The sequence below is a fragment of the Methanobrevibacter sp. UBA212 genome, from assembly GCF_905233225.1.
Lineage (GTDB): Archaea > Methanobacteriota > Methanobacteria > Methanobacteriales > Methanobacteriaceae > Methanocatella.
This window is the reverse complement of the sequence record NZ_CAJODJ010000007.1, coordinates 1-25,035: the sequence shown is the minus strand read 5'-3', so window position 1 is coordinate 25,035 and position 25,035 is coordinate 1. Positions and strand designations below refer to the sequence as shown.

General features: G+C 38.4%; 25 protein-coding genes. 11 read left to right on the top strand and 14 right to left on the bottom strand.

Annotated elements, in window-relative coordinates; translation table 11 throughout:
• Nucleotides 1–17 precede the first annotated feature (17 nt).
• Nucleotides 18–5,312 carry an Ig-like domain repeat protein gene (locus QZ138_RS02520; RefSeq protein ID WP_292885847.1) on the bottom strand — a complete coding sequence of 1,765 codons (5,295 nt, stop codon included), beginning with the start codon at nt 5,310–5,312 and terminating at the stop codon, nt 18–20.
• A 181-nt stretch (nt 5,313–5,493) separates the two neighbouring features.
• Nucleotides 5,494–5,709, bottom strand: coding sequence for a DUF4870 domain-containing protein (locus QZ138_RS02515; RefSeq protein WP_292885845.1), 216 nt, complete (start codon nt 5,707–5,709; stop codon nt 5,494–5,496).
• Nucleotides 5,710–5,862: 153 nt separating this feature from the next.
• Here QZ138_RS02515 and QZ138_RS02510 point away from each other — a divergent pair, with 153 nt between their 5' ends.
• On the top strand, nt 5,863–7,416 hold the full coding sequence (locus QZ138_RS02510) for a right-handed parallel beta-helix repeat-containing protein (protein ID WP_292885843.1): 1,554 nt from the start codon (nt 5,863–5,865) through the stop codon (nt 7,414–7,416).
• Nucleotides 7,417–7,571: 155 nt separating this feature from the next.
• On the opposite strand, the gene QZ138_RS02505 is transcribed toward QZ138_RS02510, so the two are convergent.
• Nucleotides 7,572–7,805: a hypothetical protein gene (locus QZ138_RS02505; RefSeq protein WP_292885841.1), complete on the bottom strand. Its 234-nt coding sequence runs from the start codon at nt 7,803–7,805 to the stop codon at nt 7,572–7,574.
• Nucleotides 7,806–8,182: 377 nt separating this feature from the next.
• Between QZ138_RS02505 and QZ138_RS02500 the strand changes: the two genes are divergently transcribed.
• Nucleotides 8,183–8,974, top strand: coding sequence for a hypothetical protein (locus QZ138_RS02500; protein WP_292885839.1), 792 nt, complete (start codon nt 8,183–8,185; stop codon nt 8,972–8,974).
• Nucleotides 8,975–9,185: 211 nt separating this feature from the next.
• Here the strand turns inward: QZ138_RS02500 and QZ138_RS02495 are convergent, their stop codons facing one another.
• Genes QZ138_RS02495 through QZ138_RS02485 form a run of 3 tightly spaced genes read right to left on the bottom strand, consistent with a single transcriptional unit; the run spans nt 9,186 to nt 10,951 of the window.
• Nucleotides 9,186–9,857: a hypothetical protein gene (locus tag QZ138_RS02495; protein ID WP_292885837.1), complete on the bottom strand. Its 672-nt coding sequence runs from the start codon at nt 9,855–9,857 to the stop codon at nt 9,186–9,188.
• A 4-nt stretch (nt 9,858–9,861) separates the two neighbouring features.
• Entirely contained in the window at nt 9,862–10,383 is a 522-nt protein-coding gene (locus QZ138_RS02490; RefSeq protein ID WP_292885835.1) for a hypothetical protein, read from the bottom strand.
• Nucleotides 10,384–10,396: 13 nt separating this feature from the next.
• Entirely contained in the window at nt 10,397–10,951 is a 555-nt protein-coding gene (locus QZ138_RS02485) for a zinc-ribbon domain-containing protein (RefSeq protein ID WP_292885834.1), read from the bottom strand.
• A 511-nt stretch (nt 10,952–11,462) separates the two neighbouring features.
• On the opposite strand from QZ138_RS02485, the gene QZ138_RS02480 reads away from it, so the two are divergent.
• The 4 genes from QZ138_RS02480 (at nt 11,463) to QZ138_RS02465 (ending at nt 13,939) form a co-directional block, all read left to right on the top strand.
• Entirely contained in the window at nt 11,463–12,056 is a 594-nt protein-coding gene (locus QZ138_RS02480; RefSeq protein WP_292885833.1) for a hypothetical protein, read from the top strand.
• A 383-nt stretch (nt 12,057–12,439) separates the two neighbouring features.
• Entirely contained in the window at nt 12,440–13,111 is a 672-nt protein-coding gene (locus QZ138_RS02475) for a zinc ribbon domain-containing protein (protein WP_292885832.1), read from the top strand.
• Between the two features lie 54 nt (nt 13,112–13,165).
• Entirely contained in the window at nt 13,166–13,372 is a 207-nt protein-coding gene (locus tag QZ138_RS02470) for a hypothetical protein (RefSeq protein WP_292885831.1), read from the top strand.
• A gap of 54 nt (nt 13,373–13,426) precedes the next feature.
• The gene (locus tag QZ138_RS02465; protein WP_292885830.1) at nt 13,427–13,939 is read left to right on the top strand and encodes a zinc-ribbon domain-containing protein; all 513 of its coding nucleotides are present in this window, start codon (nt 13,427–13,429) and stop codon (nt 13,937–13,939) included.
• A gap of 258 nt (nt 13,940–14,197) precedes the next feature.
• Here the strand turns inward: QZ138_RS02465 and QZ138_RS02460 are convergent, their stop codons facing one another.
• Complete coding sequence (locus QZ138_RS02460) at nt 14,198–14,635, bottom strand: hypothetical protein (protein WP_292885829.1); 438 nt, start codon at nt 14,633–14,635, stop codon at nt 14,198–14,200.
• 375 nt (nt 14,636–15,010) lie between these two features.
• On the opposite strand from QZ138_RS02460, the gene QZ138_RS02455 reads away from it, so the two are divergent.
• Nucleotides 15,011–15,895, top strand: coding sequence for a hypothetical protein (locus QZ138_RS02455; protein WP_292885828.1), 885 nt, complete (start codon nt 15,011–15,013; stop codon nt 15,893–15,895).
• Between the two features lie 341 nt (nt 15,896–16,236).
• On the top strand, nt 16,237–16,839 hold the full coding sequence (locus QZ138_RS02450; RefSeq protein ID WP_292885827.1) for an Ig-like domain-containing protein: 603 nt from the start codon (nt 16,237–16,239) through the stop codon (nt 16,837–16,839).
• A 151-nt stretch (nt 16,840–16,990) separates the two neighbouring features.
• On the opposite strand, the gene QZ138_RS02445 is transcribed toward QZ138_RS02450, so the two are convergent.
• Nucleotides 16,991–17,119: a hypothetical protein gene (locus QZ138_RS02445; RefSeq protein WP_292885826.1), complete on the bottom strand. Its 129-nt coding sequence runs from the start codon at nt 17,117–17,119 to the stop codon at nt 16,991–16,993.
• The gene (locus QZ138_RS02440) at nt 17,116–17,286 is read right to left on the bottom strand and encodes a hypothetical protein (RefSeq protein ID WP_292885825.1); all 171 of its coding nucleotides are present in this window, start codon (nt 17,284–17,286) and stop codon (nt 17,116–17,118) included. Before QZ138_RS02440 ends, QZ138_RS02445 begins: the two co-directional genes overlap by 4 nt.
• A gap of 66 nt (nt 17,287–17,352) precedes the next feature.
• Here QZ138_RS02440 and QZ138_RS02435 point away from each other — a divergent pair, with 66 nt between their 5' ends.
• A complete protein-coding gene (locus QZ138_RS02435; RefSeq protein WP_292885824.1) occupies nt 17,353–17,619 on the top strand; it encodes a transcriptional regulator in 267 nt (88 codons plus the stop codon).
• A 199-nt stretch (nt 17,620–17,818) separates the two neighbouring features.
• The gene (locus QZ138_RS02430) at nt 17,819–18,577 is read left to right on the top strand and encodes a zinc ribbon domain-containing protein (RefSeq protein ID WP_292885823.1); all 759 of its coding nucleotides are present in this window, start codon (nt 17,819–17,821) and stop codon (nt 18,575–18,577) included.
• Nucleotides 18,578–18,615: 38 nt separating this feature from the next.
• On the opposite strand, the gene QZ138_RS02425 is transcribed toward QZ138_RS02430, so the two are convergent.
• The 3 genes from QZ138_RS02425 to QZ138_RS02415 form a co-directional block, all read right to left on the bottom strand.
• Nucleotides 18,616–19,878: a lipopolysaccharide assembly protein LapB gene (locus QZ138_RS02425; protein ID WP_292885822.1), complete on the bottom strand. Its 1,263-nt coding sequence runs from the start codon at nt 19,876–19,878 to the stop codon at nt 18,616–18,618.
• 237 nt (nt 19,879–20,115) lie between these two features.
• Entirely contained in the window at nt 20,116–20,400 is a 285-nt protein-coding gene (locus QZ138_RS02420; RefSeq protein ID WP_292885819.1) for a class I SAM-dependent methyltransferase, read from the bottom strand.
• A gap of 158 nt (nt 20,401–20,558) precedes the next feature.
• Nucleotides 20,559–21,191, bottom strand: a complete 633-nt coding sequence (locus QZ138_RS02415) for a zinc ribbon domain-containing protein (protein ID WP_292885816.1) — start codon at nt 21,189–21,191, stop codon at nt 20,559–20,561.
• A gap of 166 nt (nt 21,192–21,357) precedes the next feature.
• Here QZ138_RS02415 and QZ138_RS02410 point away from each other — a divergent pair, with 166 nt between their 5' ends.
• The gene (locus tag QZ138_RS02410) at nt 21,358–23,064 is read left to right on the top strand and encodes an Ig-like domain repeat protein (protein WP_292885813.1); all 1,707 of its coding nucleotides are present in this window, start codon (nt 21,358–21,360) and stop codon (nt 23,062–23,064) included.
• A gap of 580 nt (nt 23,065–23,644) precedes the next feature.
• Here the strand turns inward: QZ138_RS02410 and QZ138_RS02405 are convergent.
• Nucleotides 23,645–24,226, bottom strand: coding sequence for a hypothetical protein (locus tag QZ138_RS02405; RefSeq protein ID WP_292885810.1), 582 nt, complete (start codon nt 24,224–24,226; stop codon nt 23,645–23,647).
• Nucleotides 24,227–24,236: 10 nt separating this feature from the next.
• On the bottom strand, nt 24,237–24,767 hold the full coding sequence (locus QZ138_RS02400) for a hypothetical protein (RefSeq protein WP_292885807.1): 531 nt from the start codon (nt 24,765–24,767) through the stop codon (nt 24,237–24,239).
• Nucleotides 24,768–25,035 lie beyond the last annotated feature (268 nt).

Below are 25,035 nucleotides of genomic sequence, written 5' to 3'. Positions count from 1 at the left end.
AGTGAAAGTTAATTCACTTATTTGACTGTAATTTTAACCTTTTGGCTTGATGGCTGGTAGTAGCTGCTGCCCTTGTATTTGACCAGCGCATTGAAGGTTCCCTTCTTGTTCAGTTTTGTGATTTTGAAGGTTGCCTTACCCTTGGAGTTTGTTTTTGCCTTGTAGGTTTTTCCTTTGACTTTAAGGATAACTTTCTTGTCTTTGAGAACTTTATTCCTTTTGTTTTTAAGGGTCATTGTGTATTTCTTGGTTTTTAAGGACAGCTTGAATGTTTTCTTCTTGGCAGTGACCTTTGTTATCTCCTTGTAGATGTTCACTCTGACTGTTTTTGAAGTCGGATTGTAGTGGACATTTGAGAATTGCATGACAAGGCTTTTTGCACCGGATTTTGCGGCTTTCAATATTTTTGTGGTCATCTTAACAGCAACTTTGCCGTCCTGTGAGGTTGTGTATTCTCCGAGGAATTCGCTGTTGAGATATACCAGGACCTTTTCGTTTGCAATCGCTGTGCCTGTTGAATCCTTGAGCACGAAATTGTATGCGTAGTTATAGTTTATGACGTATTTTGCGTCCTTGGCTTCAATCAGGGCATTTCTCTTTATGACATTGAATATGAACTTGCTTGAAGGCTGGTTGTAGTTGTTGCCTCCGTAGAAGTCAACGATTCCGGTGTATGTTCCAAGTTCGAAAATGCCGACGTTGAAGGTTGCTGTTCCGTTTTTGACCGGTGAGGAATAATCCGCTCCGTTCAGGGACATGAATACTGTACCTTCATTGATCAGGTCTTTTCCGCTTATGACGTTCACATTTATGATTATGGTATCCCCATAAGCATAGTTCAGTGAGTCGACCATAAGTGTAACGAGCTTTTGGGCCACGTTCAGTGCGATTGTTTCGCTTGGCTTGATGTAGTTCGGTCCGCCGTCAAATGCAAGGTCCACGTCATAGGTTCCAACATCAAGGCCTGCAATGTAGATTGTTGCAATTCCGTTTTGCACAGGCGCCTTGATGGTCCTGCCGTTAATGGTTGCGGTTATGTCTCCTACAGTCATGTTTTCGCTGCCGCTTGTTACATGGACGATTATTTTTGCTGTTTCACTGTATGTGATGTTTGCGTATTCAGGTCTGATTGTGACAATCTTTTTGGCCACTTCAAATTCAACCTGCCTTTCGGCGCTGTTGTAGTTTGAGCCTCCGTCGAAGGTGACTGTGCTTTCATAGAATCCTGCATCAAGGTCAGGAACGTATATTGTTCCGATTCCGTTTACAACTTTTGCTGTGTAGTATTTGCCGTTGATTGGGATTGAAACTGTTCCGACATTCAGGGCACCTCTTGCGCTTGTCACGTTTGCGGTTATTTCAACGACATCTCCGTAGATGTTTCCTGCAATGCTCACGTCAATGATTACTGTATCGGCTCTGGCCACATTGAAGAGGACGGACTGTGATGTGCTGTTGAAGTTGTCTGTGCCGCTGTATGTAAGCTCGCCTGTGTAGAGGTTTGCGTCAAGGTCTGGGATTTCAACAACTGCAATTCCGTTTTCAACATATGCGCGGTAGGATTTTGCGCCCAGGGTGACTTCAACATATCCTGTTTCGACAGGCTTGCCTTTGGATGTGAGGTTTGCGGTGAATGTCATTATGTCGCCGTAGGTGATGTTCACCACATAGTCGACTGTAAGCTCAGGTGTTGCCTTTTTGACGTTAATCTCATAGTCTTTGCTTGTAGCGTTGTAGTTTGCATCTGCTGTGAATGTCATGGTTGCAGGATATGTTCCGGCATTGAGGTATGGAATATTAATGAATGCAATTCCGCCTTTTACCTGTGAGGAATATCTGATGCCTTCCACTATGGTTGAGACTGTTCCTTCGTTGACTTGCCTGTCTCCGGTGACTAGAACTGTCAGTACTGCAGTGCTTCCGTATGTGATGTTCATTGTGAGAATGTCCAGTGAAACGTTTATCTGGCTTACGTTGAGTATCACGTTTTCAGATCCTGTGTTGTAGTTTTTGCCGCCGTTGAACATTGTTCCCACATTGTATGTTCCGGCTTTAAGGCCGCTGAGCTTAAGTGTTGCGCTGCCGTCTACAACAGGGATGTACCTGATGTCTTCGTCGATTGATATGTAGATTCCGCCTTCGTTTATGATGTATCCGTCGGAAAGCAGATTGACGGTTATTTCGGCAGTGTCTGTGTAGGTTATGTTTTCATAGATGACTTCAAGGTCTACTTTCCTTGTATCGATTGGGAATTCGATTTCGATTGGGGATGCGTAGTATGTGTCTCCTCCGTCATATGAAATCTCTGCGAAGTAGTCTCCCACGTCAAGGCCTTCGATTTTGACATTTGCAACGCCGTATGAAACGTCTGCCTCGTAGTCACGGCCGTTGATGGTGACTGTCACTGTTCCGTCATAGATCTTTTCAATGTCGCTTGTCACGTTGACTGTCATGAGGAGGGTGTCTGCGTAGGTTGTTCCTGTGATGTTGACAACTTCAAGGGTGACGTAGCACGGATCGATTTCGAATTCAACAAACTGTGTAGGGTTGTTGTAGTTTGCCCCTCCGTCATATGTCACGTTTCCTGAGTATTCTCCAGGCTTGAGGTTAGGGATTGAAATGGTTGCGATTCCATTGTTCACAAGTCCTGTGTATGGATTGCCGTTGATTGTGATTTTCACTCCGCCTTCATTGACGACGATGTTGTCGCCGGTTACGAGAACTGTGATTTCTGTGTTTTCAGCATATCCGGTACCTGTAATGGAGATTATTTCAAGCTCAAGGATTTTCTGGCTGACGTCGAGTTCGATGTCTAAAGGCTGGCTGTTGTAGTTGTCTCCTCCCTCGAAGCTGATTTCAATCGGATAGGTTGCCAGTTTTAGGTCTGGGAAGCTGAATGCTGCCATGCCGTAAACCACATCACGGTAGTAGGTTGCGCCGTTTAATGTAAGGGCTATTCTGCCTTCATTTATTGCGTAGTCTCCGCTGATTAGGCCGACGAGTATTTCTGCTGTGTCGCCGTATGTTATGTTTTCATAGAATGCTACAATCTCGACATCCCTTGGGCTGACTGTGAATGCATAGTCAATTGAAGGTCTGGAGTACATGTCCCCTCCGTCATATTCTATTGTTGCGTTGTAGTCTCCCTCGTTGAGGCCTTCAATTTCGACATTTGCAACGCCATATACGACTGCCGCTGAATATTCCTTGCCGTTCACTGTGACCTTTATCCTGCCTTCATATATCCTTTCGGATTTTCCTTCTGCGTTGACTGTGAGTACAATTGTGTCTGCATAGGTTGTTCCTGTGATGCCTTCAACCTCAATTGCAACTTCTTCAGGTGCGATTTCAAATTCCACCAGCTTTTCAGGGCTGTTGTAGTTGTCTCCGCCGTTGTAAATCACGTTTTCCGCATACATTCCAGGTCTGAGGTTAGGAATTGATATGGTTGCAGTTCCGTTGTTTACATTTGCGGTGTATGGCACGCCGTCGATTGTGACTGTCACTGTACCCTGGCTGACGGTGATGTTTTCTCCGGTGACGTTGACTGAGATTTGTGTGACGTTACCGAAGTCTGTGCCTGTAATGTTTGTTATTTCAAGTTCAAGAGTCTTTTTGATTACGCTGAATGCGACCATTTCCTCAGGTGTGGTGTGGGCATCGTCTCCTACATATGTGACGTAGGTTGTGTAGTCTCCCACATCGAGCCTGTTGATTTCAAGGATACCTTTACCGTTGAATACTGATCCGATATATTTCACTTCATCAACGACTGCAAAGAGTGTTCCGCTGATAGGCTGGCCTTCGCATGTTGCATCGAGTGTGATGATTACGGTGTCTCCGTAGACGATTTCGGTTGTTACGTTTGTGATTTCAAGCTTAACAGGCTTATATGGGGTAAGGTCTTCAGGAATCACGTTTTCGGTTGTGAGTTCAGCGTTTCCCATAAGAGCAACGTTGTTGGTGCGGTCATCGGCTTCATTTTCACTGAATTCGGAATTGCTTACTTTCAGGTTTCCATATGCGCATATTCCTGCACCGGTGTTTGCCTGGTTTTCTGTAAATGTTGTCTGGTTGACTTCCAGTGCGACCTTTGTGAGAATTGCTCCGCCCTGGTTTCTGGCGTAGTTGGCTGTGAAGTTGGAGTCTTTAATCTTTCCGGTGTAGGTGGAGTTAATGAATATTGCTGCGCCGTCTTCTGCGTTATTGTCATTGAATTCGCAGCCGGAAATGTCTCCTTTCATATCATTTGCATAGATTGCTCCACCTTCGTTTGCGCCGTTTTCAGTGAAATCACAGTCTGTGACTTCTGCATCGTTCAATATGTGAGCTGCTCCTCCCTGAACTGCAGTGTTGCCTGTGAAACTGCTGCCGTCCAGAGTCAACTTGCCCGCACTGGTTGTAAATGCGCCTCCCATGATGCCGGCGGTGTTTTTGAAGAAGCTTGAGTTTATGATTTTTCCGTTTTCTTTAAGGGACAGTGCGCCTCCTTCTCTTGTTGCATGGTTTTCAGTGAATGTAGAATTTTCCACGCTTCCCTTATTGAGCAGAACTGCTCCTCCTTCATATTCAGCGGTATTGTTTTCGAATTCACAGCCATAGACATTTACATCGCTGAGTCCACTGATTGCACCTCCGTCATTTGCCTTGTTTCCTTTGAATCTGGAGTTTTTAACGGTTACGGATGACTTTGCATGTATTGCACCTCCGTCGCCGCTGACTGCACGGTTTGCGGTGAATGTGCATCCTTCAATTGCTACAGGGCCATTGGCGAATAGTGCACCGTAGGTGGTTCCCACAATGTTTTCGAATACGCAGTCTGTAACATTACCTCCGTCAGTGAACCATGCTCCCGGCATGCCTCCGACTGAAGAACAGTTAATCATGCTGCAGTTATCCAATGTGCCTGCCTTTAAGAATGTGACTGACCCGTTATTTGCCGCACCATTTTTGAATATGATGTTTTTAAGGGTCACGTTCTCGGCAGTGATTTCAAAGAATTTCGCTGAGCCCTTCGCATCAAGGGTACGACCCTGACCGTCGAGCACATAATTGTCTTTATCGATTGTTATCTTGTCAAAGCCATCATCCTCAATGGGATCGTAGGCATAATCTTTTGTTAACGTATAATTCTGGGGATTGTTTTCGATTTCCCCCTTAAGTTCCGTTAAGTTTCCCTCATCCGGGACATTCAGAACTTCGTCTGTTGAATCTGCCGCTGTGATTTCTGTCTGATTGTCTGCAGCACTTGCAAATGAAATGCTTGCCACTATAAACAGAATCATCACGGCGAAAATGATTTTTGACTTCATAATTTCCTCCTAATTAATTGTCTGTAATGAAAAACAAATCGTCATTTAAAAAATCATGAAAACATTTGTTCATATGTACATATATTATTTAGATAAAATAAACCTTGTTATTGCTTTTCGGTGAATCAGGTTTTGTGTGAAAAATGTTCATGATGATTTTGAAAAAAAAGAAGTGGGATGGTTAAGGTGCATTAAACACTCCCATTGCCACAAGGGCTATTCCAAGAAGCCATGCGGCTATTGCAACGACAATTATTAGTTTTCCATGCCTGTTGAAGAACGGATTATCCCTTTGTGTGAAAAAGATTATCGCACCTGCGATTATTCCGAGTATTGGAGATATGAGCGCGATGATGTATCCTATAACTGCAATGATTATCTCTTTTGTTTCTGCCATGCTGTCACCTCCCTTGCTTTGAATTCATTGCTTTGGCAGTGAATCAACTATTTTTGTGTCTGTCTGTTTTTATAGTTTTCAGCGATTTTGATGATTAATTGAAAATAGGGATGTAAAATAAATTTTATATGTAGCCGTGACAAAACTAATGGTATGAGACTAAAGTATATTTCAGCATTTTCAGTGATTGTTTTGATTCTGTTCCTGCCGGTGATATCCGCCGGTGAAAACGTGACGGATGAAATCGCTGCAGGTGATGCTTCAGCCATTAGTGAGAATGCCGTTAGAGAAAGCACATTTGAAGACATTCAGGATGCTGTGAATGATGCTAAGGAAAATGATGTAGTTGAACTCAACGGAACCTATATGGGGTCCGGCAAGCGGATTGAGGTGAACAAGACTCTGACCTTTGACGGGGGAAGTGAAGGGGCAACCCTTGATGCCAGGCATCTGTCTGGAATGTTTTTAACATTCCTTCCAAAATACTCGATAACACTTAAAAACATCAACTTCATTAATGCAGCCGACAGGGTCTTCGATTGTAACAGCTTCACGGATTTGGGCAGCCTAACGGTAGACAACTGCAATTTCACCGATAATCGTGGAGGGTCTGCAATCGCCTGTCATGACTGTAGGGTAACAAACTCCAACTTCAGGAACAACACCTGTCCAATATATTCGGTCGGACACTGCTCTCTGGCCAACTGCAGCTTCGAAAACAATTCAGGCAGATATGGCGGAGCGGTCTTAACAGCAGGAGGAGTCATTGAAAACTGCAGCTTCACTCAAAATTCAGTTGATGAGGGGGGTGTGATAAATTTGAATTGCCATAACGAACTGGCCATTAAAAATTGCATTTTTAAGCGAAATGCTGCCAAATTCGGAGGAATCATTTCATCCAATGAAAATTGGCCATTTGATGAAGATGCGGGAACCATAAGGATAAGCGGTTCCAATTTCACGGATTCAAAGGCATACTATACGATCAACTGCTTTTTGACAAGCCTGTATCTTGACAATGTATACATAAATGCCTCAGGCAATGGAGGAATCTATCAGGACCTCGGCGAGTTTGAAAGCATAAACAGTGTTTGCGGTCCTGTCAAAAGAATCCCCGTACATGAAGGGATCTTTAGTGTTGAAAAATCAGAGTATTACAATTATGGAATAGGAGGTGATTTTTCAGTATTCATGGAAGACATGACTGCAATGGGCAAACCCAGCTTCATTTCTGTTAAGATAAAGGTCTTTACAGGAAAGAAATCAAAGGAATATGTCAAATACCTCTATTATGATGGTATGGATATAGCATTGCTTGTAATCACCAATCAGTTCGGTGTTGGAAAGCATAAGGTTGAGATAACCTCCATGAACAAGTATTACATTGCCGAGAAGTTCATCACCTACATCACAATCAAAAAGGCAAAGACAATCGTCAAGGCTCCTGCCGTCAAGGCAAAATATAAGAAGTCCAAAAAATTCAAAATCACCGTCAGGGACGTGAACCGCTATCCTATTGAAAAACTCAAAGTCAAAATAAAGGTCTACACAGGCAAGAAGTCCAAAATCTATAAGGTCAAAACCAACAGGAAGGGAGTGGCCAGCATAAACACCAAAAAGCTCAAGAGGGGAAAGCATAAGGTCGCAATCTCATCCGGAAATGCCAACTATGCAATTTCCAAGAAATCCAAAATAATTATCAGATAGGGACCTTTTCCCTATTTTTTTTATATTTTTCTTATAAATGGATTTAATCGATAAAATCAATTATGAAGTAAAATTAACAAAAATAAAAAAATCAGAAAAATTTCTTAACTTGATAGTACGGTGTTTTTCGATTCACAAATGGCCGTGGCGTTACCCTATCCGACCAGTCCGTCAATCATTTCAAAAAGCTCATGATGCTTTTGGAGGAGCTCTTCAAATTCCTCATCGCTTTTTGATGTCATTTCCATCTTCAGACGCTTTTCCTCTCTTGAAATCTTCACAAGATTGTTGTCTTCGGCATCGATGATTAGCGTTCTGATCTGATTGTACTTCTCCTCGGTGAGGTTGTGCATCCTGTGGAAGTTAAGCATGTCCATTGCATGAAACATTCCCCGCTCCGGTATGTCAAGACATGAGGAGAGCCTCACTGCGGTGGACATGTAGTATGGGGCCTCGATTTTGTCCCGGCGAAGCACAATCGAGATTTTTGATATCACATGGTCGTCGCTTGAGTTCTCGTTCATGAATCTTACAAGGCCGAACTGCCTTATGTTTGCGTTTTCGTTTAGGAAAGTCATGTTAACTATATTTATTTTTGGCATTGGATAAATTTTATCAAATCATCAATGCCAGATTGGGTGGTAAAGTCAGCATATTATCATAATACCGAAATTCTTAATCATTATAATCATATTTAGATTAATCAGTAAAATTTTATATATAATAGGTTAATATATAAATAATATATTATAAGTGGGGAATAAAATTGAATAAAACAATATTAAAAATCTTAATCGGCACTTTAATCCTGCTGATCGGAATTGGTGCTGTCAGTGCAATAGAAGACAATTCGACCGATGAATTCATGTCTTTTGAGCAAAATGATGAAATTTCAGTGATAGAAGACAATAACGAAATAATCTCCATTGGCGAAAATGATAGCGAACCTTTAAGCTCACAGGACAGTGATGGGATTATTTCAGTTTGTGAAAATGACACTGAGCCTTTAAGCTCACAGGACAGTGATGGGATTATTTCAGTTTGTGAAAATGAGAGTGGAGTTTTAAGCTCACAGGACAGTGATGGGATAATTTCTGTTAGTGAAGATAATGGTGAACTTTTAAACTTAAAAGACATCGATGCTGTAATTTCTGTTAGCGGGGATAATACTTTATTAAATGATTCGCCTTTCGCACAAGATCCTCAAATGACTCAAAGTCAAACAGAATATAAGACATTTTATTTAGGCAAACTCGTAATTCCTAAAAAATATAAAAAATTTTATATTAAGGACTATAAGCCATCAAAGAAAAATAAAAAAGCCTGGAAAAATTATAAAAAATTTAAAAAATTACTTAATAAACGAGGTAAAAAATTAAGTAAACATGTGGCTAAAATCGCTAATAGTATAAAAATGAATCACTGGAATCCATTAGGTGAAGACAGCCTTTCATATAAAATTAAGTACCGCGGAAGCAACATATATACTTATTTTTATATCTATACATATAGAACTTATAACTACAATCCTTTATTAAACAAGGGATGGTGGGATTGAATAAAATTAATAAGTTTTTGTAGATTATATTGATGAAATACAAACAATTTCTCCTAATCTACATTTACTTTATAAAATAGGGATTAACTCCTTTCTATTTCTTTTTTTTTAAAATACTGCATCATACTCCACATGATCAGTTAATGTAGTCTGATTTCTTCTCACTCATCAAAATAAGTGAAAATAATCATTTCTAATTATTCAGCACTTTTTACAGGAAATCGTCGTCAATCAGATCATCGTCTGAGAAATCATCGAAGAGATCATCATCGTCAAGGTCATCGTAGAAATCTATGTCTCCGTCGCCGTCATCATCGAAAGCTATTTCATCGATTTCACCGTCCTCATCGCTGTCGGCGACATAGGAGTCTGCATTGTCATCTCCGTCGGTGTCTGTCGCTGCGAAGTCCGCATATCCATCCTCATCAGTGTCATATGCAACTGCATCAGGATTTCCATCACTGTCACTGTCTGCCGCTGCAAAGTCTGCATATCCGTCTTCATCGCTGTCATAAATGCCGAAATCTGTGTTTAAATCTCCGTCAGTGTCAACTTCCATGGAATCATAATAGCCGTTGCTGTCGCTGTCAAAAGCGAATGCATCGGGATTGCCGTCACCTATTGTGTCTGTAGCCGCAAAATCTGCATATCCGTCTTCATCGCTGTCTGCTTCAACATAATCAAGTTCCATGTCTGCATCGGTGTCCACGCCGACGGTGTCTATGATTTCATCTCCGCTTGTGTCTGAAGCGACGGCATCGTCCAGGCCGTCACCGTCCATGTCGCTTGTGACGGTGTCATAGGTTCCGTCTCCGCTCTCGTCAGTTACGGTGGTCTCTTCGTAGCTGTCGCCGTCAAGGTCCATTTTCTTTTCATCAGCCATAATATCACACTTCCCTCATGAGCATCTCATATCTCTCTTCCAGGTTATAGGGATCCACATCAACAAGTGTTGAAACCTTCGGATGTCCCTCCTTGTCATAGGAGATTTTGAAGTATTCCCTGGGCTTTTTGGCCGGGATTCCCTTTGCCTGTTTTCCCTTAAGCTTTCTGACCCGGGCATCATGTGCGTCCTTATCAAAGGTCAAATCGTCATCGGAAAGTATTGCTCCGACATTTGCAGCCATCAGAACGGGAATTCCAACGCCTGTCGCCATTCCGGCAACGGTGAGTCCGTACAGTCCCAGTCTCTTGATTCTCTTGTTTCTCTTTTGGATTCTTTTGTACTCAACCTTTTCATCAATGCTTAAGGATTCAAAATGTTCCCTTTCAGCTCTCTTGTTTTCCCTTTCGATATCTGCCTGCTCGTCGATTTTGTCGAACACTCCCTGAAGCTCCTCAATTTCTTGTATGTATCCGGATTCCAGTGCCTTGTCCTTGATGTTTTTCACGTTGTTGAAAAAACCCATTCAAAACACCAGCTTATAGTTTTGTACCGCATGACTGGCAGAAAAGGTCTCCCTCATTGGCTTTGGTGCCGCATTTAGGGCATTTCCTTTTCTCATCATCCTTTTTATTGCCTGCGGTCTTTTGGGATACTGTGCCGTAATATGTGTTTCCAGCAGGATTTTGTTTCTGTGCGGCCTGGGTCCTTTTCAGATTTTTGATTTCAGCCTCAAGTTCTGACTGTTTTTTGGTCAGCTTCTCATTTTTCTCCTGTTCCTCTTCCAGATCATCGGTGAGCTGCTTTATGACCTCGCCATAATCCTTATGCAGGTCCTGCTGGATTTTGAGCTGTTCCTCAAGTTCCTTTTTAAGCTTTTCCACAACGTTCTTCTGCTGGGTGACAGTCTTGTTCATGTCCCTTGTCAGGTCCCTGTGCTTTTGAATGTCCTCCTCAAGATGTCTGTTCTGCTTGAAGAGATATTCGTTCAGAGCATCCTGCTGGCTGAATCTTGCATCCAGCTGGGAGAGAAGGTCGTCCTGCTTTTCAATGATTTTTTCAAGTCTTTCGACATAGTCCTCTTCGCTTGTCATAATATTCACCTATCTTTTTATAATATAACTAACAGTTTATTAACGATAGTATAAAAAATATGTAGTTAATGTAAAAATGGCACTTCCAAGCTTTTTTTTGATTTTTTTGAGTCAGATAGAATTGGATGATTGCTCATCTGTATCCTCTTAAGAACCATAGAGGTCTGTTTTGAAAAATTTATTTATCTGAGAATGAAGTGAAAAATGTCCAAGAATAATTAATCTGCCAATAATTATATTCTTATAAAAATAAAAAGTACCTATAAATTCAAAGAGAATAAATTGGATATGAAAAATTAAAACATCTATAATTGGAAAGAAAAGATATTCATTGATGAAATTCCTTAATTTATCATTTCACTGGAAATCTGAATTATACTTCTGGTAAAAGTTTGGGGGAGTATGATTTTTAATTTGATTTTCTCTTTTGTTTCTACCCATTTTGACCACATTTGATAACAACTTATATTACAAATTTTTGACATACATTGATTTATTAAGGTGATAAGACATGTTTAATAAGAGAGTTTATTTGGCTTTGACAATGATGATAGGATTGATACTCATAGTCTCTGCAGCTGCTGCGGCTGAAACTACCAAATTCAAGACTGATTTCATGGAAGGCAGTTTTGTGGGCGATGTTGACTTGGAGTATAATGAAAAAGGCATGATGTCTTCATATGTGGATGACAAAAACGGCATTACATATAACATATCTACGGTTGACGATACGGACTCCTTGATGAAAATCTATAAATCCCAGGGTGTAAGTAATCCAACGAAAGTCACATTGAATGGAAATGACTGGAAGATCTATTTCGCAGATGCTGTGCCTGATACATCAAACAAAAAAAGTGATTTGATGAACATTATCATCTGCCAGTCACAGGGCAAAAAGCAGGGATATCTGATTTATGTAATCATAGATTCCGATTCCAATAATGTAGGTCCGGGGATAGACACAAACAGTGAAACGTATCTCAAGTTCGTAGAGCCATTGCTTAAAAGCATAACATTAAAAAAAACCAATAATATTCCAAAAATCAATGAGGAGTTCGGATTGAGCGAGGAAGAATTCCAAAATCAGTTGGATCAGCTTGATTGAAGTGGTCTTTACAGAAACATTGCCTGTGAAAACGTGTGCCTCAAAGGATGTTCAAAAACTCCCTGACACTTATAATCATGAAAATCTATTGGAGGCTCCGGATTTCGTTGGTTGGAAGTTTATTTTTAGAATTCATGAGGTGTGTCTGAAGGATATGAAAACTGGTATTTGATTGTGGATGTTGAGTTCATTTTGGGGTTGTAATTCTGCCAAGTGCGTTTATATTAATAAGGTATAAAAAATTGTTATTAAATCGATATTTATAAATAAAAATTATTAACATATTATTAATAAAAGTAATAACTCGTGTTTAATTTAATTTGTAAATTAAACATGATTTTGAAATAATGTTTTAGAATTTAATTTATTCTAAGGGTGATTTTATGGGAAAAATTTATTGTACGGAATGCGGTAAAGAACTAGAAGATACCGTTAAATTCTGTTCAAGTTGCGGTACACCAATTAATAAAAAAGATATACCTCCCAAATCTAATGAGGATGAAAATAAAAATGAAACTTCAAATGAGGGTATTAATGTAAAAGAAATATCTAAAAAAACAAATAATAATAAGCTTTCCACTTCTACAAAAATTTTCATAGGGGTGGCGGGCATTTGCATAATAGCTGTTCTTATAGTAGTTGGTTATGTTGGATATTCAATTGTGACTGCCCCCGCCGATGTTGTTAGTGAAGATGCTCCAAAAAACCTTTCTCCATCTTTCACTGATACAATTTATGGTATTAATTTTAAAATTCCTGAAGGTTATGAAGCATTCGGTGGAACAGATAATCAAAATAAAGGTACTATGACATCATACGATAGGTCATATGTGGGGCCGGATGGAAATATAATTGAAATATCTGTTTCAACGACCAAAGGCAATTTTTATTGGGATTTAAGTCAGAATCGTGACTATAATGATGTTGATAAAACAATAAAGGGGCATAAGGGAGTACTCAAATCTTCTGGCGCTTTTTCATATGTTGATGGTGATAAATTAGTTGTAATAACCGGAGCAGATAAACAACAATTAAAAAGTATAATTATGGAATAATTTGAAGGAGAATAAATATGGGGTTTTCAGTTTGCATTAGGAGCAGCAGTTGGAATGGCAAATGCAGCAGGGCAACGACAAAGAAGAGCAATGCAATTAAACGAACGTGGCATTATGTTGGCTCAATCATTCCGTTATGAAGCAGCATTGGAATGTTTTTTACAAGCAGAACAATTGGCTCCTGATGATCCAGCAATAAAACAAAATATTCGATTATGTTACGATGCATTAAATATGATTGATAGTTATGGAGGATATTGAAACTTTATAATTTAAAAAAATGTAATTAAATTTAAGAGGGATTTAGGTGATTTTATGGGAAAAATTTATTGTACAGAATGTGGAACTGAATTAGATGATTCAGTTAAGTTTTGTTCAAGCTGCGGTACCTCGTTATCTAATGTTGATAGTGAATCTAATTTTAAAAGCAATGAATTAATTAATACAAATAATTTTAATCCTAATGATATAATTAATAAAATCAAAATACTACCAATAATAGTTGGATGTATTTTGACATTTGTATTTTATTTTTTAGGATATGGTGGTGCATTTGGTACATCTATGAGTATAGACATGTTATTCCCAAACGGTGTTGCATACAGTATTCTTTTTGGTTCGTTTATTGCAGGATTATTATATAAAGATTCAGTCTTATATGCATTAATTCAAGGTCTTATAATATCTCTTATTATGGAATTCTTTTTTCTTTTTACAACCAATATTGCAGTTGGGCATGGTGAATTTTATTTATTATGCATTATTGCAGGACTATTCGGTTCATTCATTGGTTGTTTAATAAGAACTAAAATAAAACAAATAATTTAATGGAGGAAAAATTTCAATATATTAATTTTTAATATTGTTGTGCATTATTAAGTGGAAGTAATTATAATAATAAAGGACATGTAAATTATACTTAAATGATTCAAAGAATGGCCTAATTGTGGTTCTGAACTAAAATAAAGATGTGGTTAGTGCTTTTCAATTGGTGGTATTGATAAATTGATAGATTTCAGCAATCATATGCACTTGAAATTAGAGTGGATTAACGGGTGATAAACCAATCATAAACATTCTTTATGGTTATTTTATCTCTAATTCATTTTTTATTTCTTCTAACCTCGAAAGCAAATTGTAATATGTGTCATCAGCTATGCAATCTTCGTACCATCCTCCGCCGGCATGGCGTTCAGCCCTTTGAATAAATGTAAAAACAGTTATTATTTCCAAAAAATCCAATTTTTCCTCGGATAAATCCTTAACGTATTTTTTCCCATATTTTTCTTTCATTTCTGCCATACTATCTGCATAATCAACATCAAACATTTCATACATGAATAACAACTTTGTAAAATCACCAGGATCAAATTCCGGATAATGTTCCCGATTGGATACATATTCATCAAGCATCGGTTTATACTGCAGATAAAAATCGATGATATCGAGCATTTCCTCTTTTGTAAAATCGGTTCTTCGTGTTTTTGGAAGTTTCCAATCAGGATTATCGTTAACTTTTCTCATATTGTATACTATTGATTTGTAAACAAATAATATTAACCGTATTCTATGGCTTTTTAAATCGCAGTTAATATGAGGTATGGTCAATTTTATAAGATGCATCTTAAAAATTACTTCATAAAATCTTAATTTGATTTTAATGGAATCTAATGATGAATCATCAAAATTAAGAAAATTGAGTTGTTTAAGCCCCACTTGTTTGTGAAATTGTTATTGTCTATTATTAGTGAGTTATTCATGGCGACATTTAATGGGCAAATCTTTATATTCATGATGGGGATGCTAATGCACATAACAAATCAACATAATATACATAACTTATATTATTGGCGAATGATATAATAGTGTATATCTTTAAAATATTGCGGAGGAAAAACAATGAGATATGGAAGTTACTTTTTAATACTGGGCTTTTTCCTAATGTTTATTGTATGTATTTCTGCAGTTTCAGCAGAAAACAACATTACAGATGTTTTAGGGGATGAAAGCTCATCTGATGAAAAGCTGTGTCAAAAGAATAGTGATGTCGAGCTCTCACAGGATATTGTTCTTGTGACAACAAACAATGAGTATGATAAGGTGGTGGACCACAGGCCTGAAATGGATGAGTACAACAGAATCTACACTCCTTTTGAAGTCAACCCCGGTGAAACATTTGTCAAGGACATCGGTCTGACCCATATTGAAATCAAGAACCTGGATAATGAAAGAAGCTACCATGAAATAACCTACACCTATAAAAACGGCCAGAAAGTGATAGATGATGAATGGAGCTGCGGTTTGAATTTGGGGGCAAAAAATGTCAATCGTGATGGTCTAATTGTCTGCCATGTGCTGCTTCATGGAAATGAGATAATAAAAGAAAGGCAACCTGTCTACAAGACAGTTAAGGTAAACAAGAAAGTATTCAGTCATTATAAGAAAATCAAAAAGGCAACATATAAGTTCAAGGAGTCAACGGGCAAGAGATATAGTATTGTCAAGAGCATAAAGCACCGCATCAAGATATGGGATACAGAGTGCTGCTCAAGGATGGTCTGGAAGATTGTCGATAAGGTAAACTATAACGGTTATGCCTATAAGATCAAGATAGTCAAGAAATACAAGAACAAGATGCGTTACAGTCCTCAGTACAATGATTGGCTTTATCCCGTTAAGCTGAAAGTCACATTATACAAGAAAAAACCTGTTTATAAGACCGTTAAAGTCAAAAAGAAGCAATGTACAGGATATAATGTCTTAAATGTTATGCATATGTATTGAAGGTGGCACATCCTCCATAGGGAGTTAGGAAAATGGAAAACAAAAATATAATTATATTCTAGTTGCAATAATTATCATTCTTCTACCAGCTATTGTAATAATGTTTTTAAATCCAATTAGAGAAATCAAGTAAATCAAAGACAATAGGTATCTAACGGAATCAAATAATCTTGACAAATATGGAACACGAGACGGTGCCTATTATATCAGTTGCACCTTCTGGAGATGTGTTTGAACTGAAGGATTGGGAGATGTATATGAAGTTGGAATTTTGTGTGGGAATTGTTATATACTTATGATTGACATAACTCAATATATAGTTTGGATTTAAAGGTGATGCTATGGAAAACAGAAATATTATTATAATATTGCTTGTAGTAATTGTTGTTTGTGCAGCGGCAATTGGATTTGCACTATTTAATCCAACCCATGCAAAAGAACCGACAAAAATTAAAATTACAAGCGATAAGGAACAGTATAAAAAGGACGCTAAACTGTCTATTGAACTGAAAGATTTAAACAAGACTCCAATATCAAAGGAGATAGTGAATGTCACAATCACTGACAAGAATGGCAAAGTGGTTGTAGACGATGTGCTAAAGACTGATTCAAAAGGTAAGGCAAAACTTGATTTGAATTTAAAGAAAGGTAAATATAAAGTTAATGTCACTTATGGAGGAAATGAAAATTATACGGGAAACAACACAACACAGAACTTAAAAATCAAAGAAAAAGCGGCCAAAGCCAAAGTTGAAAGCAGTTCATCTGATGAAAGCTATACATATTCACGCCAGGCAGGAAGATATATTAGAGATTCAGGTGATTGGAGCCAATCAGCGAATGGCGATCAAATCTATTCATATAAAGGAGATGATGGCGTCATATATGAAAAATACTATGATGCCAATGGAAATCCGGTAAGTTCTGAAGAGCATTACAGATAATTTCGGATAATCTGTTAAAAATTACTCAAAACTGGATTTAATAAAAAAAATAATGGAGCTTAATGCTCCATCAAAACTTTTTTTTTTAATTTCTCAAACTTCTTATTATGACCATAAACGTCACATTGCAGTTGCCGGTACGATAATCCAGTCAAGCCAATGGAAAACATGGCTTGATGCGATGCTTGAGTTCCGCAATATGATAATTCCTAAATTTTTCATGGGTCCCGACAATGCTTCTGTCAAGTGCTGTTGGCGGTGCCTTTTCACAAATTGTCAAATCATGGTGTTCAGTATATATTGGATTGTTTCATCCGGCTGGGGAAAAATTGTCTTAACATTATTTGATTTTGAGGCCAAATATTCTGCAAGTTTTTGTATAATGATATGGTTTACATTCACGTAAATTCCATCTAATGCTATGGAAGTGTCATGGTGTTTGCACATAACATAAACTTTTTAAAGATTTCAAAATATAGATAGGTTTAAATATTTTAATCAAGTTAGTATAATGTGATTAAAAATGGAGATGTTACTATCGATGATGAAACCTTAAAAACTTATGCATACGTAAACATCAGTTCTTACAGAGTAAAAACAGTAAAGGCACTGGAAGATGATGTAAAGACACCAACAAGTATAGCAGCTGATGCTGGAATTAGGCCGAACCATATATCGAAAGTATTAAAAGAACTTAAGCAAACTGGCGTTGCAGAATGCATAAATGAAGAAGCACGTAAAGGTCGATTGTACAGATTAACTGAACTGGGGAAACAATAGTTAAGAATTTAAAATAATTGTTGTGAGTATAATATGGATAAAAAAATGATATTTGGGCAATATTAACTATCATTGTTCTAATGTGCATTATTGTTTTAATGATGTCAAATAGTAATTTCGAAAAAGTGTCTACATCAAAACGATGAAAAATCATGTCTAAAAAGGAATTGATAATTTTTTAATTTAGGAGTGATTATATATGCCGACATGCCCCAACTGCGGTTCAATAGTGATGGAGGGAGACTCGTACTGCTCACATTGCGGAGCCCACTTCAAATGGAATCATGCCGATGAGGTCGAAGATGCTTCGCAGGAGACCTATGCTTCACAGTCTCTCTATGATGTGGCAGAACAGCACTATGATGATTTTGTGCCGGGCAGTCATGATGAGCCGGATGATTTTCTTGACTATGGAGAAGTGTCTGAAACCTATTTCAAAGCCGGTGAAGAGACCCTGGAATATATCGCAGACCATGTGTGTGCAACATCGCCCCAAAAGCTGCAGCTGAAAGCCAAAATCAGGCAATACATGAAAGCCAGGGACTTCAACGGATTCTATATCCGAAAGGAATTGGGCTTTGAAGTCTTCTATTTCCATTTCATACAGGAAAATGAATACATCAAAAGCACCCATGTGATGATTTTCATCAAGGACCCGAACTATTACAGCCCGTACCATGCATTCCATGACTTCTACAGCAGGCACAACCATGACAAGTTGCTTTTAAATCCCCGCTTCAAAAGGCTCATCGAAGACGTTGGCCATGAGTTTCACGGATGCCAGGGAGGATATGAAACCCATCTTGAAAACTCGTTTTCTGACATTGTGCTGACCGGCGAGATAAGGGTGAAGGTCTATTTTAATGTGGGCAAAAACAGAAGGGAATATCGGCTTGATTTGGATGAAATGAAGCTGTCTTCGGATTATGATGAATATGATCCTGATGAATATTTTTAAGGATAACGGAATTTTTAGTAGGCAGATTCATTCTCCGCTCATATGCCGCAGTATGGGCACCATGCCAAATAGTTGGTACTGTTCAGGCAGTCTATGATGTCCTTTGTCAGCTCGTCGAAAGTCTTGGAGAATGTCGGGTTGTAGAGCATAAGCCTCTTGTAATATCTGCTGGCGCTGCCCATCTCCCTTTCCCATACGCATTCCCTGATCAGTGTAACATGGTTTTCGGTGTTGTTGGGATCAAGTGCAATCGCCCTTTCTAGGGATTTCCTGAAGCCTTCAAAGTCAAACGGGTAAAGCGTCCATGCCTTCATGACCCACAGCTCAACCGATTCGCTGTTCAGTTCGAGACCCTTTTCAATGTATTCCAGGGATTTCATCCCGTTGTCCAGATATTGATATGCCTCTGCCAGCGTGAGGTATGCGGTGACGTTAGTTTCGTTGACTTTAAGGAGGTCTTCGGCATATGTTATGGCAATTCCCGCTTCGAAGTTTCCTATATATGCCCTGCAAATCCTTTCAAGAACCCTTTCGTCACCGGGATTTTCATCCAACAGCCTTTTCAGGATATGGATTGCCCTTTTATAGTCGCTGTCAAGATAAATGTCTGAAAATTCCAAAATGATTTCGGGGTCCCTGCTTGATTTGTAGGATTTGAATGCACATGAAAGCGCTTTTGCATGCTTGTTCAGCTTCAGGTATGATTTTGCCATCAAGGAGTATGCCTCCGCAGTCTTTAGGGATTCAAGCGTTTTGATGGCCTCATCATATTGTTCGAGGCGAAAAAGAACCAGTCCCTTTTTGCATCTGAGCTTTCTGCTTTCAAGCTCATTGATGTATGCGAGGGATTTTTCGTATTCCCGGAGGCTGTAGTGGTAGTCGACCATTCGCAATTTCACCGACTCGTTTTCAGGGCGGATTTCAAGAAGCCTTTCGCCTGTGAGGACTGCATTTCTCCAGTCTCTCGTATTTTCATATGAAATCATCAGGTATGAAAGGACGGTTTCGTTCTCATCTCTTTTTAAAAACTCGTTGAAGTGCCTGATGGCGTTGAGAAAATCCTCCTTTCTGTAGAAGTCAAGTCCGATATAGGCATCCGATTTCGGATGATTGGATAGGTTCAGATACTTTATTGACTCGTCGTATTCATCGTTTAAAAACAGTGCCTTTCCAAGCTCGAAATGGGCTTCGTCCGTCGGCTCGACTTCAATGTAGTCTTTTAAAAACTTGATTGCGTCTGAATATGGATTTTCGCTGAATTTTTTGAATCCGTTTAATATTTTGGTGATTTCGGTTGTCATAATGATTAGATGGTTCTAATGGTATATTAAGTTTGCCATGAAAAATATCATTGATTGGCCTTGAGAAAGCTCATGAGAAAAACCTGATTATCCTTTTCAAAGTAATGGGGGTAAAGTGAATGAGTGGGTAGCATATTTTATTTTAATCTATTTTTTTTTAGTAAAATATTGGTCTATCTTTCATCTTCCATGCAGGGTCTTGCATCCGGTGTAATCCAGGTTTCAATAACTTTAAACTCATTTTTTTTTAAATATTTCGATTTCAGCACTTTCAGTCAAATCATTGAAATAGCGACCGTTTCGTTCGCCCTCATAATCTCTATATTTAAATGATGCATATAATACTTCATTTTCCTTAAGAACTTTTTTCAAGTTTCCTAAAACTGAATCCAACTCATCGCTTGGCACATGAAGAAGTGAAGCGGATGCCCATATTCCGTCAAATTCTTTGTCAAAATCATTTTCCTGAAACTGCATATGATTGATGTCAATGCCGCTGAACTCGCTTGCAAGTCTGCACATTTCAATTAATCCGTCAATTGCCGTACATCATATCCCGAGTCATTAAAGGGTTTCGCAACATGACTTGATCTTGGGGGATTTGTTTTCTTGAATCAAGAAATATCGATTCTTCATGACTCATTGCAGAAGCAATATTTTTCCTGAAAAGTATAATAAATTCATGAAATCCTTCTGAAGTTCAGCTCATCATCAATGTCAAAAAGCATGTCATTTTCCCCATCGCTAAAGCTGGCGGTCAGGTCATTTTCAAAGCGGGGATATGTGATGTTGCTGTAGATATCCTTAAGATAAAAGCCCTCTTTTTCCATCTCATCGACCTTGCGCTGGAACTTCTCCTCGTTGTAGAGCTTGGTATAGATGTAGTGAAACTCCCTCTCCTCTGGATCGAACTGTCCGGGAGAGTATTCTATGTAGCATCTGTTGAAAATCAGCACGTCCCTGTACTTGTCCTCTCTAAAAAAGATGTAAACCTGGGGATATGTTGCCGTGTGAATCATGATAAATTTGCACTTGTACATCTTCTCCTCGTCATGGATGGACTGCCTTATCTCGTCAAGCAGGTAATCGGTCATGAATATGTATTTGCTGAAGAGATCGAACCTCTTGTCGGTTGTCATGTCTGTTTCCATCATTATGTTGAAAATTTCATGCAGTTTTGACTTTTTATCTTCTTCAGGGGGCTCGTAGTCCTCTTCCTCTTCGTTAAAATACCATCTCAGTGTCGCCCCGCAATGGGTGCAGTATGGGTCTCCCCTCATAACTATGCTTCCGCAGTTCGGGCATGTTTGCATTGTCTCACCACTTTCCTGAATAAGGTTTTGTTTTAGGAGATATTAAAATTTGATGATGGATTTCAGTGATTTTTCATGAAAAGGTCAGCATTCATTTAAATAGTATCTTTTATATATTATCAAATATCCATTGGTTTAAAACCGATCGGGTTGGGAGACCATTCAAATGAAAATTAAAAAGATAATTCTGGTGGCCTGTTTATTGCTGGCTATTTTAGCAATGGGAAGTGTTAATGCATCAGATGAATCGGCCGATTTATCTGCTGCCTGTGATGTGGGTGATGAGTCATTAAATGACTCAGTAGCTCAGGATGATGATAATGTTTTGGGTTCCGGCATCGAATCCGGCGAGGATGAGGTGATGGAGCAGACAAACGGAGAGGCAATAGGTGCTGATGATGGGACATTCAAGTCACTGCAGGATAAGATAAACGATGCTGAGGAGGGCTCAACAATAACCCTTGAAAATGGCTACAGCTATAATGACGGCTTTGACGTCAACGGAATTGTTATTTCAAAGGCGCTGACAATTGACGGCAGAGGATTCACCATCGATGCTAAAAATAAGGCAAAGGCATTCAAGATCAGCGATGCATCCAATGTGACAATCAAGAATCTAAGGATAGTGAATGGGATGATGTCCGGGCACACAGAAAAAACAGGATATTCGGGCCGGATTACTGCATATGTGATGTCCTCAGGGGCTGCAATTGATATTGACAACAGTATGGTGACAGTCGTGGGCTGCACATTCGCCAATAATCTGATTGAAGGTGAGGGCGGAGCGATATGTGCCCAAAACAGTATCTTGAAAGTCATCAATTCAGAATTCTATGGCAATCAGGCCATCAACGACAGTTATGGCGGTGGGGCAATATATGTCGAGAAATGCACACTGAATGTCGAAAATTCCAACTTCAACAATAATTATGCCATAGGCAACGAGGACAGCCGAGGCGGAGCGATAAGCGTAAATGAGAAATCAACCGTTTTAATCAGGGGATGCAATTTCAACAATAATTTTGCAGTATCCGAAGGAGGGGCAATATGCACCTTTAATTTCCACGACGAAAAAATCACAATGACAATAGCCGACTCAAGATTCAACAATAATCTGGCCCTAGAGTGGGGAGGCGGAATCTACATCTGCAAAACTATACTGAACATGACAGGCTCCTCATTCACAAACAATGCTGCCTATGCGATTCATGCCCAACAGGAAAGCAATGCAGTGGTCAGGTCAACCACCTTCAAGGACAATGAGGTTCACGTATATGAAAGCACAGTGGACACTGCAGGCTGTAAATTCCTCTATTCCACAGAATTGAGCACCAACAAGGTGTCAGCCACATATAATTCCGATGTTGATTTGGTAATCACTTTAAAGGACAGCTTCGACAGGGCGGTTAAAGGCGTCAGGTTATCCACTAATATTAAGGGATTCGAATCATTGACAACCGATTCCAATGGCCAGGCAAGGATACCTATAGGCAAACTGGATCCAAAGGAATATACTGTAAAAATCACTTTCAGTGGTGATTCCAAATATCTGGAATCCTCTAAAACAGTCAAGTTCACCGTCAATAAGGCAACTCCAAAACTGACTGCAAAGGCAAAGGCCTTCAAGAAATCTGTGAAAACCAAAAAATACAGTGTGGTGCTTAAAACAAATCAAAACAAGGCGATGAAAAACGTTAAGGTCACCCTCAAAATCAACAGGAAAACTTTCACTGCCAAAACTAACAGCAATGGAAAGGCAACCTTTAAAATCACCAAACTGACCAAGAAAGGCACATTCACATCAACGGTGACCTATAAGGGTGACAAATATTACAATAAGGTAGCAAAAAAGGTTAAAATCAAGGTCAAGTAGATATCAAATGATATCTGCCTATTTTTTTTTAAATCGATTTTCGGATTTGCATCAATTCCCAATTTTTTACACTCATTTGTTCTGTTGGACTCGGTTGCAGATATGTCCTGCATATTTCGTTAGGCAAGTTTGAAAATGATGAAATTGTGCCGCTTGATGTGGATGAGCAGGTCACGGAACTTGTAACCGGATTGGAAGTTAACGGATTTGAGGGGTTCTATGTCATTAAAGTGAAGAGCCATTATAAATCTTGCAGATATGGGAGCTTCTGATTATGATATTTGCAGGAGATGGAAATGTGTCTATGAGATTTTCTAAGAGTGGTGTGAGCACAATGACATTATGTACTCGGAGGCATTTGCTGTGACCAATTTCCTTTTTTAATAAAACTATAAGGCCATCTCATTTTAAAAATAAAAAAGAAGAGAAATTATACTAATTTCTCTTTTAAATTTAAATTAGTTATTATATAGGCATTTTCATTTAATCTACTTGCCAATTTTATAATCAAAGCTAAATTCTTTATCAATTGATTTTTTAAAATCACCTACGGGATTTTAAAAGTCTTTTATTCATGATTTCACTTTGTTACAAATTTATTGTGTGGAGTATCAGGTATCAAATCATTATCTGAAATGACATTTCCATCAAGGGTTATTAATTGATCTCCCCAGTTTATATCGCATTGGTCTGAATAGATTTCTGATATGCTTGAGAATTTTTGCACACCGTTAACATTCAAATCAACGGTTATGTTTCCTTTACCGGATATATCGGTTATGTAGGAATAAACAAAGAAAACCTGTGTGTCATTTTTTATTTCGTATTCTGCTGTTCCATTTTTAATCATTACATCATGTTCTGCACCAGTGTTGTCTCCATAAAATCCAAGCAATCCATAATAATCTCCAAATTCGGAGAGATTCCATGTTCCATTTGCATTTTGTTTGATATTTCTAAATTCAAATACTTCCATTTTACCGGAAATCGCATTATTGTCTGATGTTACTTTAATCACTGTTTTTCCCATTGAGCTAGAATCCATGCCTAAATTAAGGGAATTTGATCCTCCATTAGGGTTGGAAATTATCATTATTCCTACGGCAAGAATTACAATTATTATGACTAAAACACCAATGATAATCAGATGTTTGTTTTCCATTAAATCACCCTTATTTAATTAGTTCTTCATTAATTTTGAATGAATCAACGAACACTTTTGCTTCATCTAGAGTTTGGAAAGTTGCTTTGAAATATTTATAATTTGAATTTAAACCATTTTCCTTAATTGTAAGATTGTTTAAATCAATGTAGACATCATACTCATCTATATCATCCCATTTAAAGATATATGTTTTATATCCTTGAGAAGTAGGTTTGCTGTCAATTTCTTCAAATAGGGCATTGTTTTGATTGCTTTCTACTTCATCACTTCCGCCATAGTCTGATAATCCATTGATATAACAGGTGGTATCTCCTTTAGGATAGTCATATGAAACGCCTTCCCAAAATGAAATGCTTTCAGCACCGGTTTTGGTTGTTAAATCATCGCTGATTTGAAATGTAGCTTTGTTTCCATAATTGAATTCATGGGTTTTAATATTGCTGTCACTGCTATCTAAAAGGCCTGCTGATACAGCAGTGGCAGATGCAATGACAATAGCAAATACTGCAAAAATTATTAAAATTCTTTTTCTATTCATGCTATTCATCCTCCTTGAATGATGGTAATATGTTTGTTATGTAATCTATTTATATATTGTGTTTAAATAGGAGTATTTTGTTGATAATTTGTATTTTGTCAAAAGGTTTCATTATCTGATTTTTTTTAGTTTTATGGGAGTATTGATGCAGTGGCTGATTTATTAATTAATTGGCTTTGTAGAAATCCTCTTTTTTATTGAATCTGAGTTGATCGATAGATGTTGTAAATTGTATTTTTGAGTTTTGTTTCTTTATTTGATAATTGTA

Excerpts from the sequence above, each read along its gene's own strand:
- QZ138_RS02520 (WP_292885847.1), bottom strand. The coding sequence starts at position 5,312 with ATGAAGTCAAAAATCATTTTCGCCGTGATGATTCTGTTTATAGTGGCA.
- QZ138_RS02515 (WP_292885845.1), bottom strand. The coding sequence starts at position 5,709 with ATGGCAGAAACAAAAGAGATAATCATTGCAGTTATAGGATACATCATC.
- QZ138_RS02510 (WP_292885843.1), top strand. The coding sequence starts at position 5,863 with ATGAGACTAAAGTATATTTCAGCATTTTCAGTGATTGTTTTGATTCTG.
- QZ138_RS02505 (WP_292885841.1), bottom strand. The coding sequence starts at position 7,805 with ATGTTTCATGCAATGGACATGCTTAACTTCCACAGGATGCACAACCTC.
- QZ138_RS02495 (WP_292885837.1), bottom strand. The coding sequence starts at position 9,857 with ATGGCTGATGAAAAGAAAATGGACCTTGACGGCGACAGCTACGAAGAG.
- QZ138_RS02490 (WP_292885835.1), bottom strand. The coding sequence starts at position 10,383 with ATGGGTTTTTTCAACAACGTGAAAAACATCAAGGACAAGGCACTGGAA.
- QZ138_RS02485 (WP_292885834.1), bottom strand. The coding sequence starts at position 10,951 with ATGACAAGCGAAGAGGACTATGTCGAAAGACTTGAAAAAATCATTGAA.
- QZ138_RS02480 (WP_292885833.1), top strand. The coding sequence starts at position 11,463 with ATGTTTAATAAGAGAGTTTATTTGGCTTTGACAATGATGATAGGATTG.
- QZ138_RS02475 (WP_292885832.1), top strand. The coding sequence starts at position 12,440 with ATGGGAAAAATTTATTGTACGGAATGCGGTAAAGAACTAGAAGATACC.
- QZ138_RS02470 (WP_292885831.1), top strand. The coding sequence starts at position 13,166 with ATGGCAAATGCAGCAGGGCAACGACAAAGAAGAGCAATGCAATTAAAC.
- QZ138_RS02465 (WP_292885830.1), top strand. The coding sequence starts at position 13,427 with ATGGGAAAAATTTATTGTACAGAATGTGGAACTGAATTAGATGATTCA.
- QZ138_RS02460 (WP_292885829.1), bottom strand. The coding sequence starts at position 14,635 with ATGAGAAAAGTTAACGATAATCCTGATTGGAAACTTCCAAAAACACGA.
- QZ138_RS02455 (WP_292885828.1), top strand. The coding sequence starts at position 15,011 with ATGAGATATGGAAGTTACTTTTTAATACTGGGCTTTTTCCTAATGTTT.
- QZ138_RS02450 (WP_292885827.1), top strand. The coding sequence starts at position 16,237 with ATGGAAAACAGAAATATTATTATAATATTGCTTGTAGTAATTGTTGTT.
- QZ138_RS02440 (WP_292885825.1), bottom strand. The coding sequence starts at position 17,286 with ATGTGCAAACACCATGACACTTCCATAGCATTAGATGGAATTTACGTG.
- QZ138_RS02430 (WP_292885823.1), top strand. The coding sequence starts at position 17,819 with ATGCCGACATGCCCCAACTGCGGTTCAATAGTGATGGAGGGAGACTCG.
- QZ138_RS02425 (WP_292885822.1), bottom strand. The coding sequence starts at position 19,878 with ATGACAACCGAAATCACCAAAATATTAAACGGATTCAAAAAATTCAGC.
- QZ138_RS02420 (WP_292885819.1), bottom strand. The coding sequence starts at position 20,400 with ATGTGCAGACTTGCAAGCGAGTTCAGCGGCATTGACATCAATCATATG.
- QZ138_RS02415 (WP_292885816.1), bottom strand. The coding sequence starts at position 21,191 with ATGCAAACATGCCCGAACTGCGGAAGCATAGTTATGAGGGGAGACCCA.
- QZ138_RS02410 (WP_292885813.1), top strand. The coding sequence starts at position 21,358 with ATGAAAATTAAAAAGATAATTCTGGTGGCCTGTTTATTGCTGGCTATT.
- QZ138_RS02405 (WP_292885810.1), bottom strand. The coding sequence starts at position 24,226 with ATGGAAAACAAACATCTGATTATCATTGGTGTTTTAGTCATAATAATT.
- QZ138_RS02400 (WP_292885807.1), bottom strand. The coding sequence starts at position 24,767 with ATGAATAGAAAAAGAATTTTAATAATTTTTGCAGTATTTGCTATTGTC.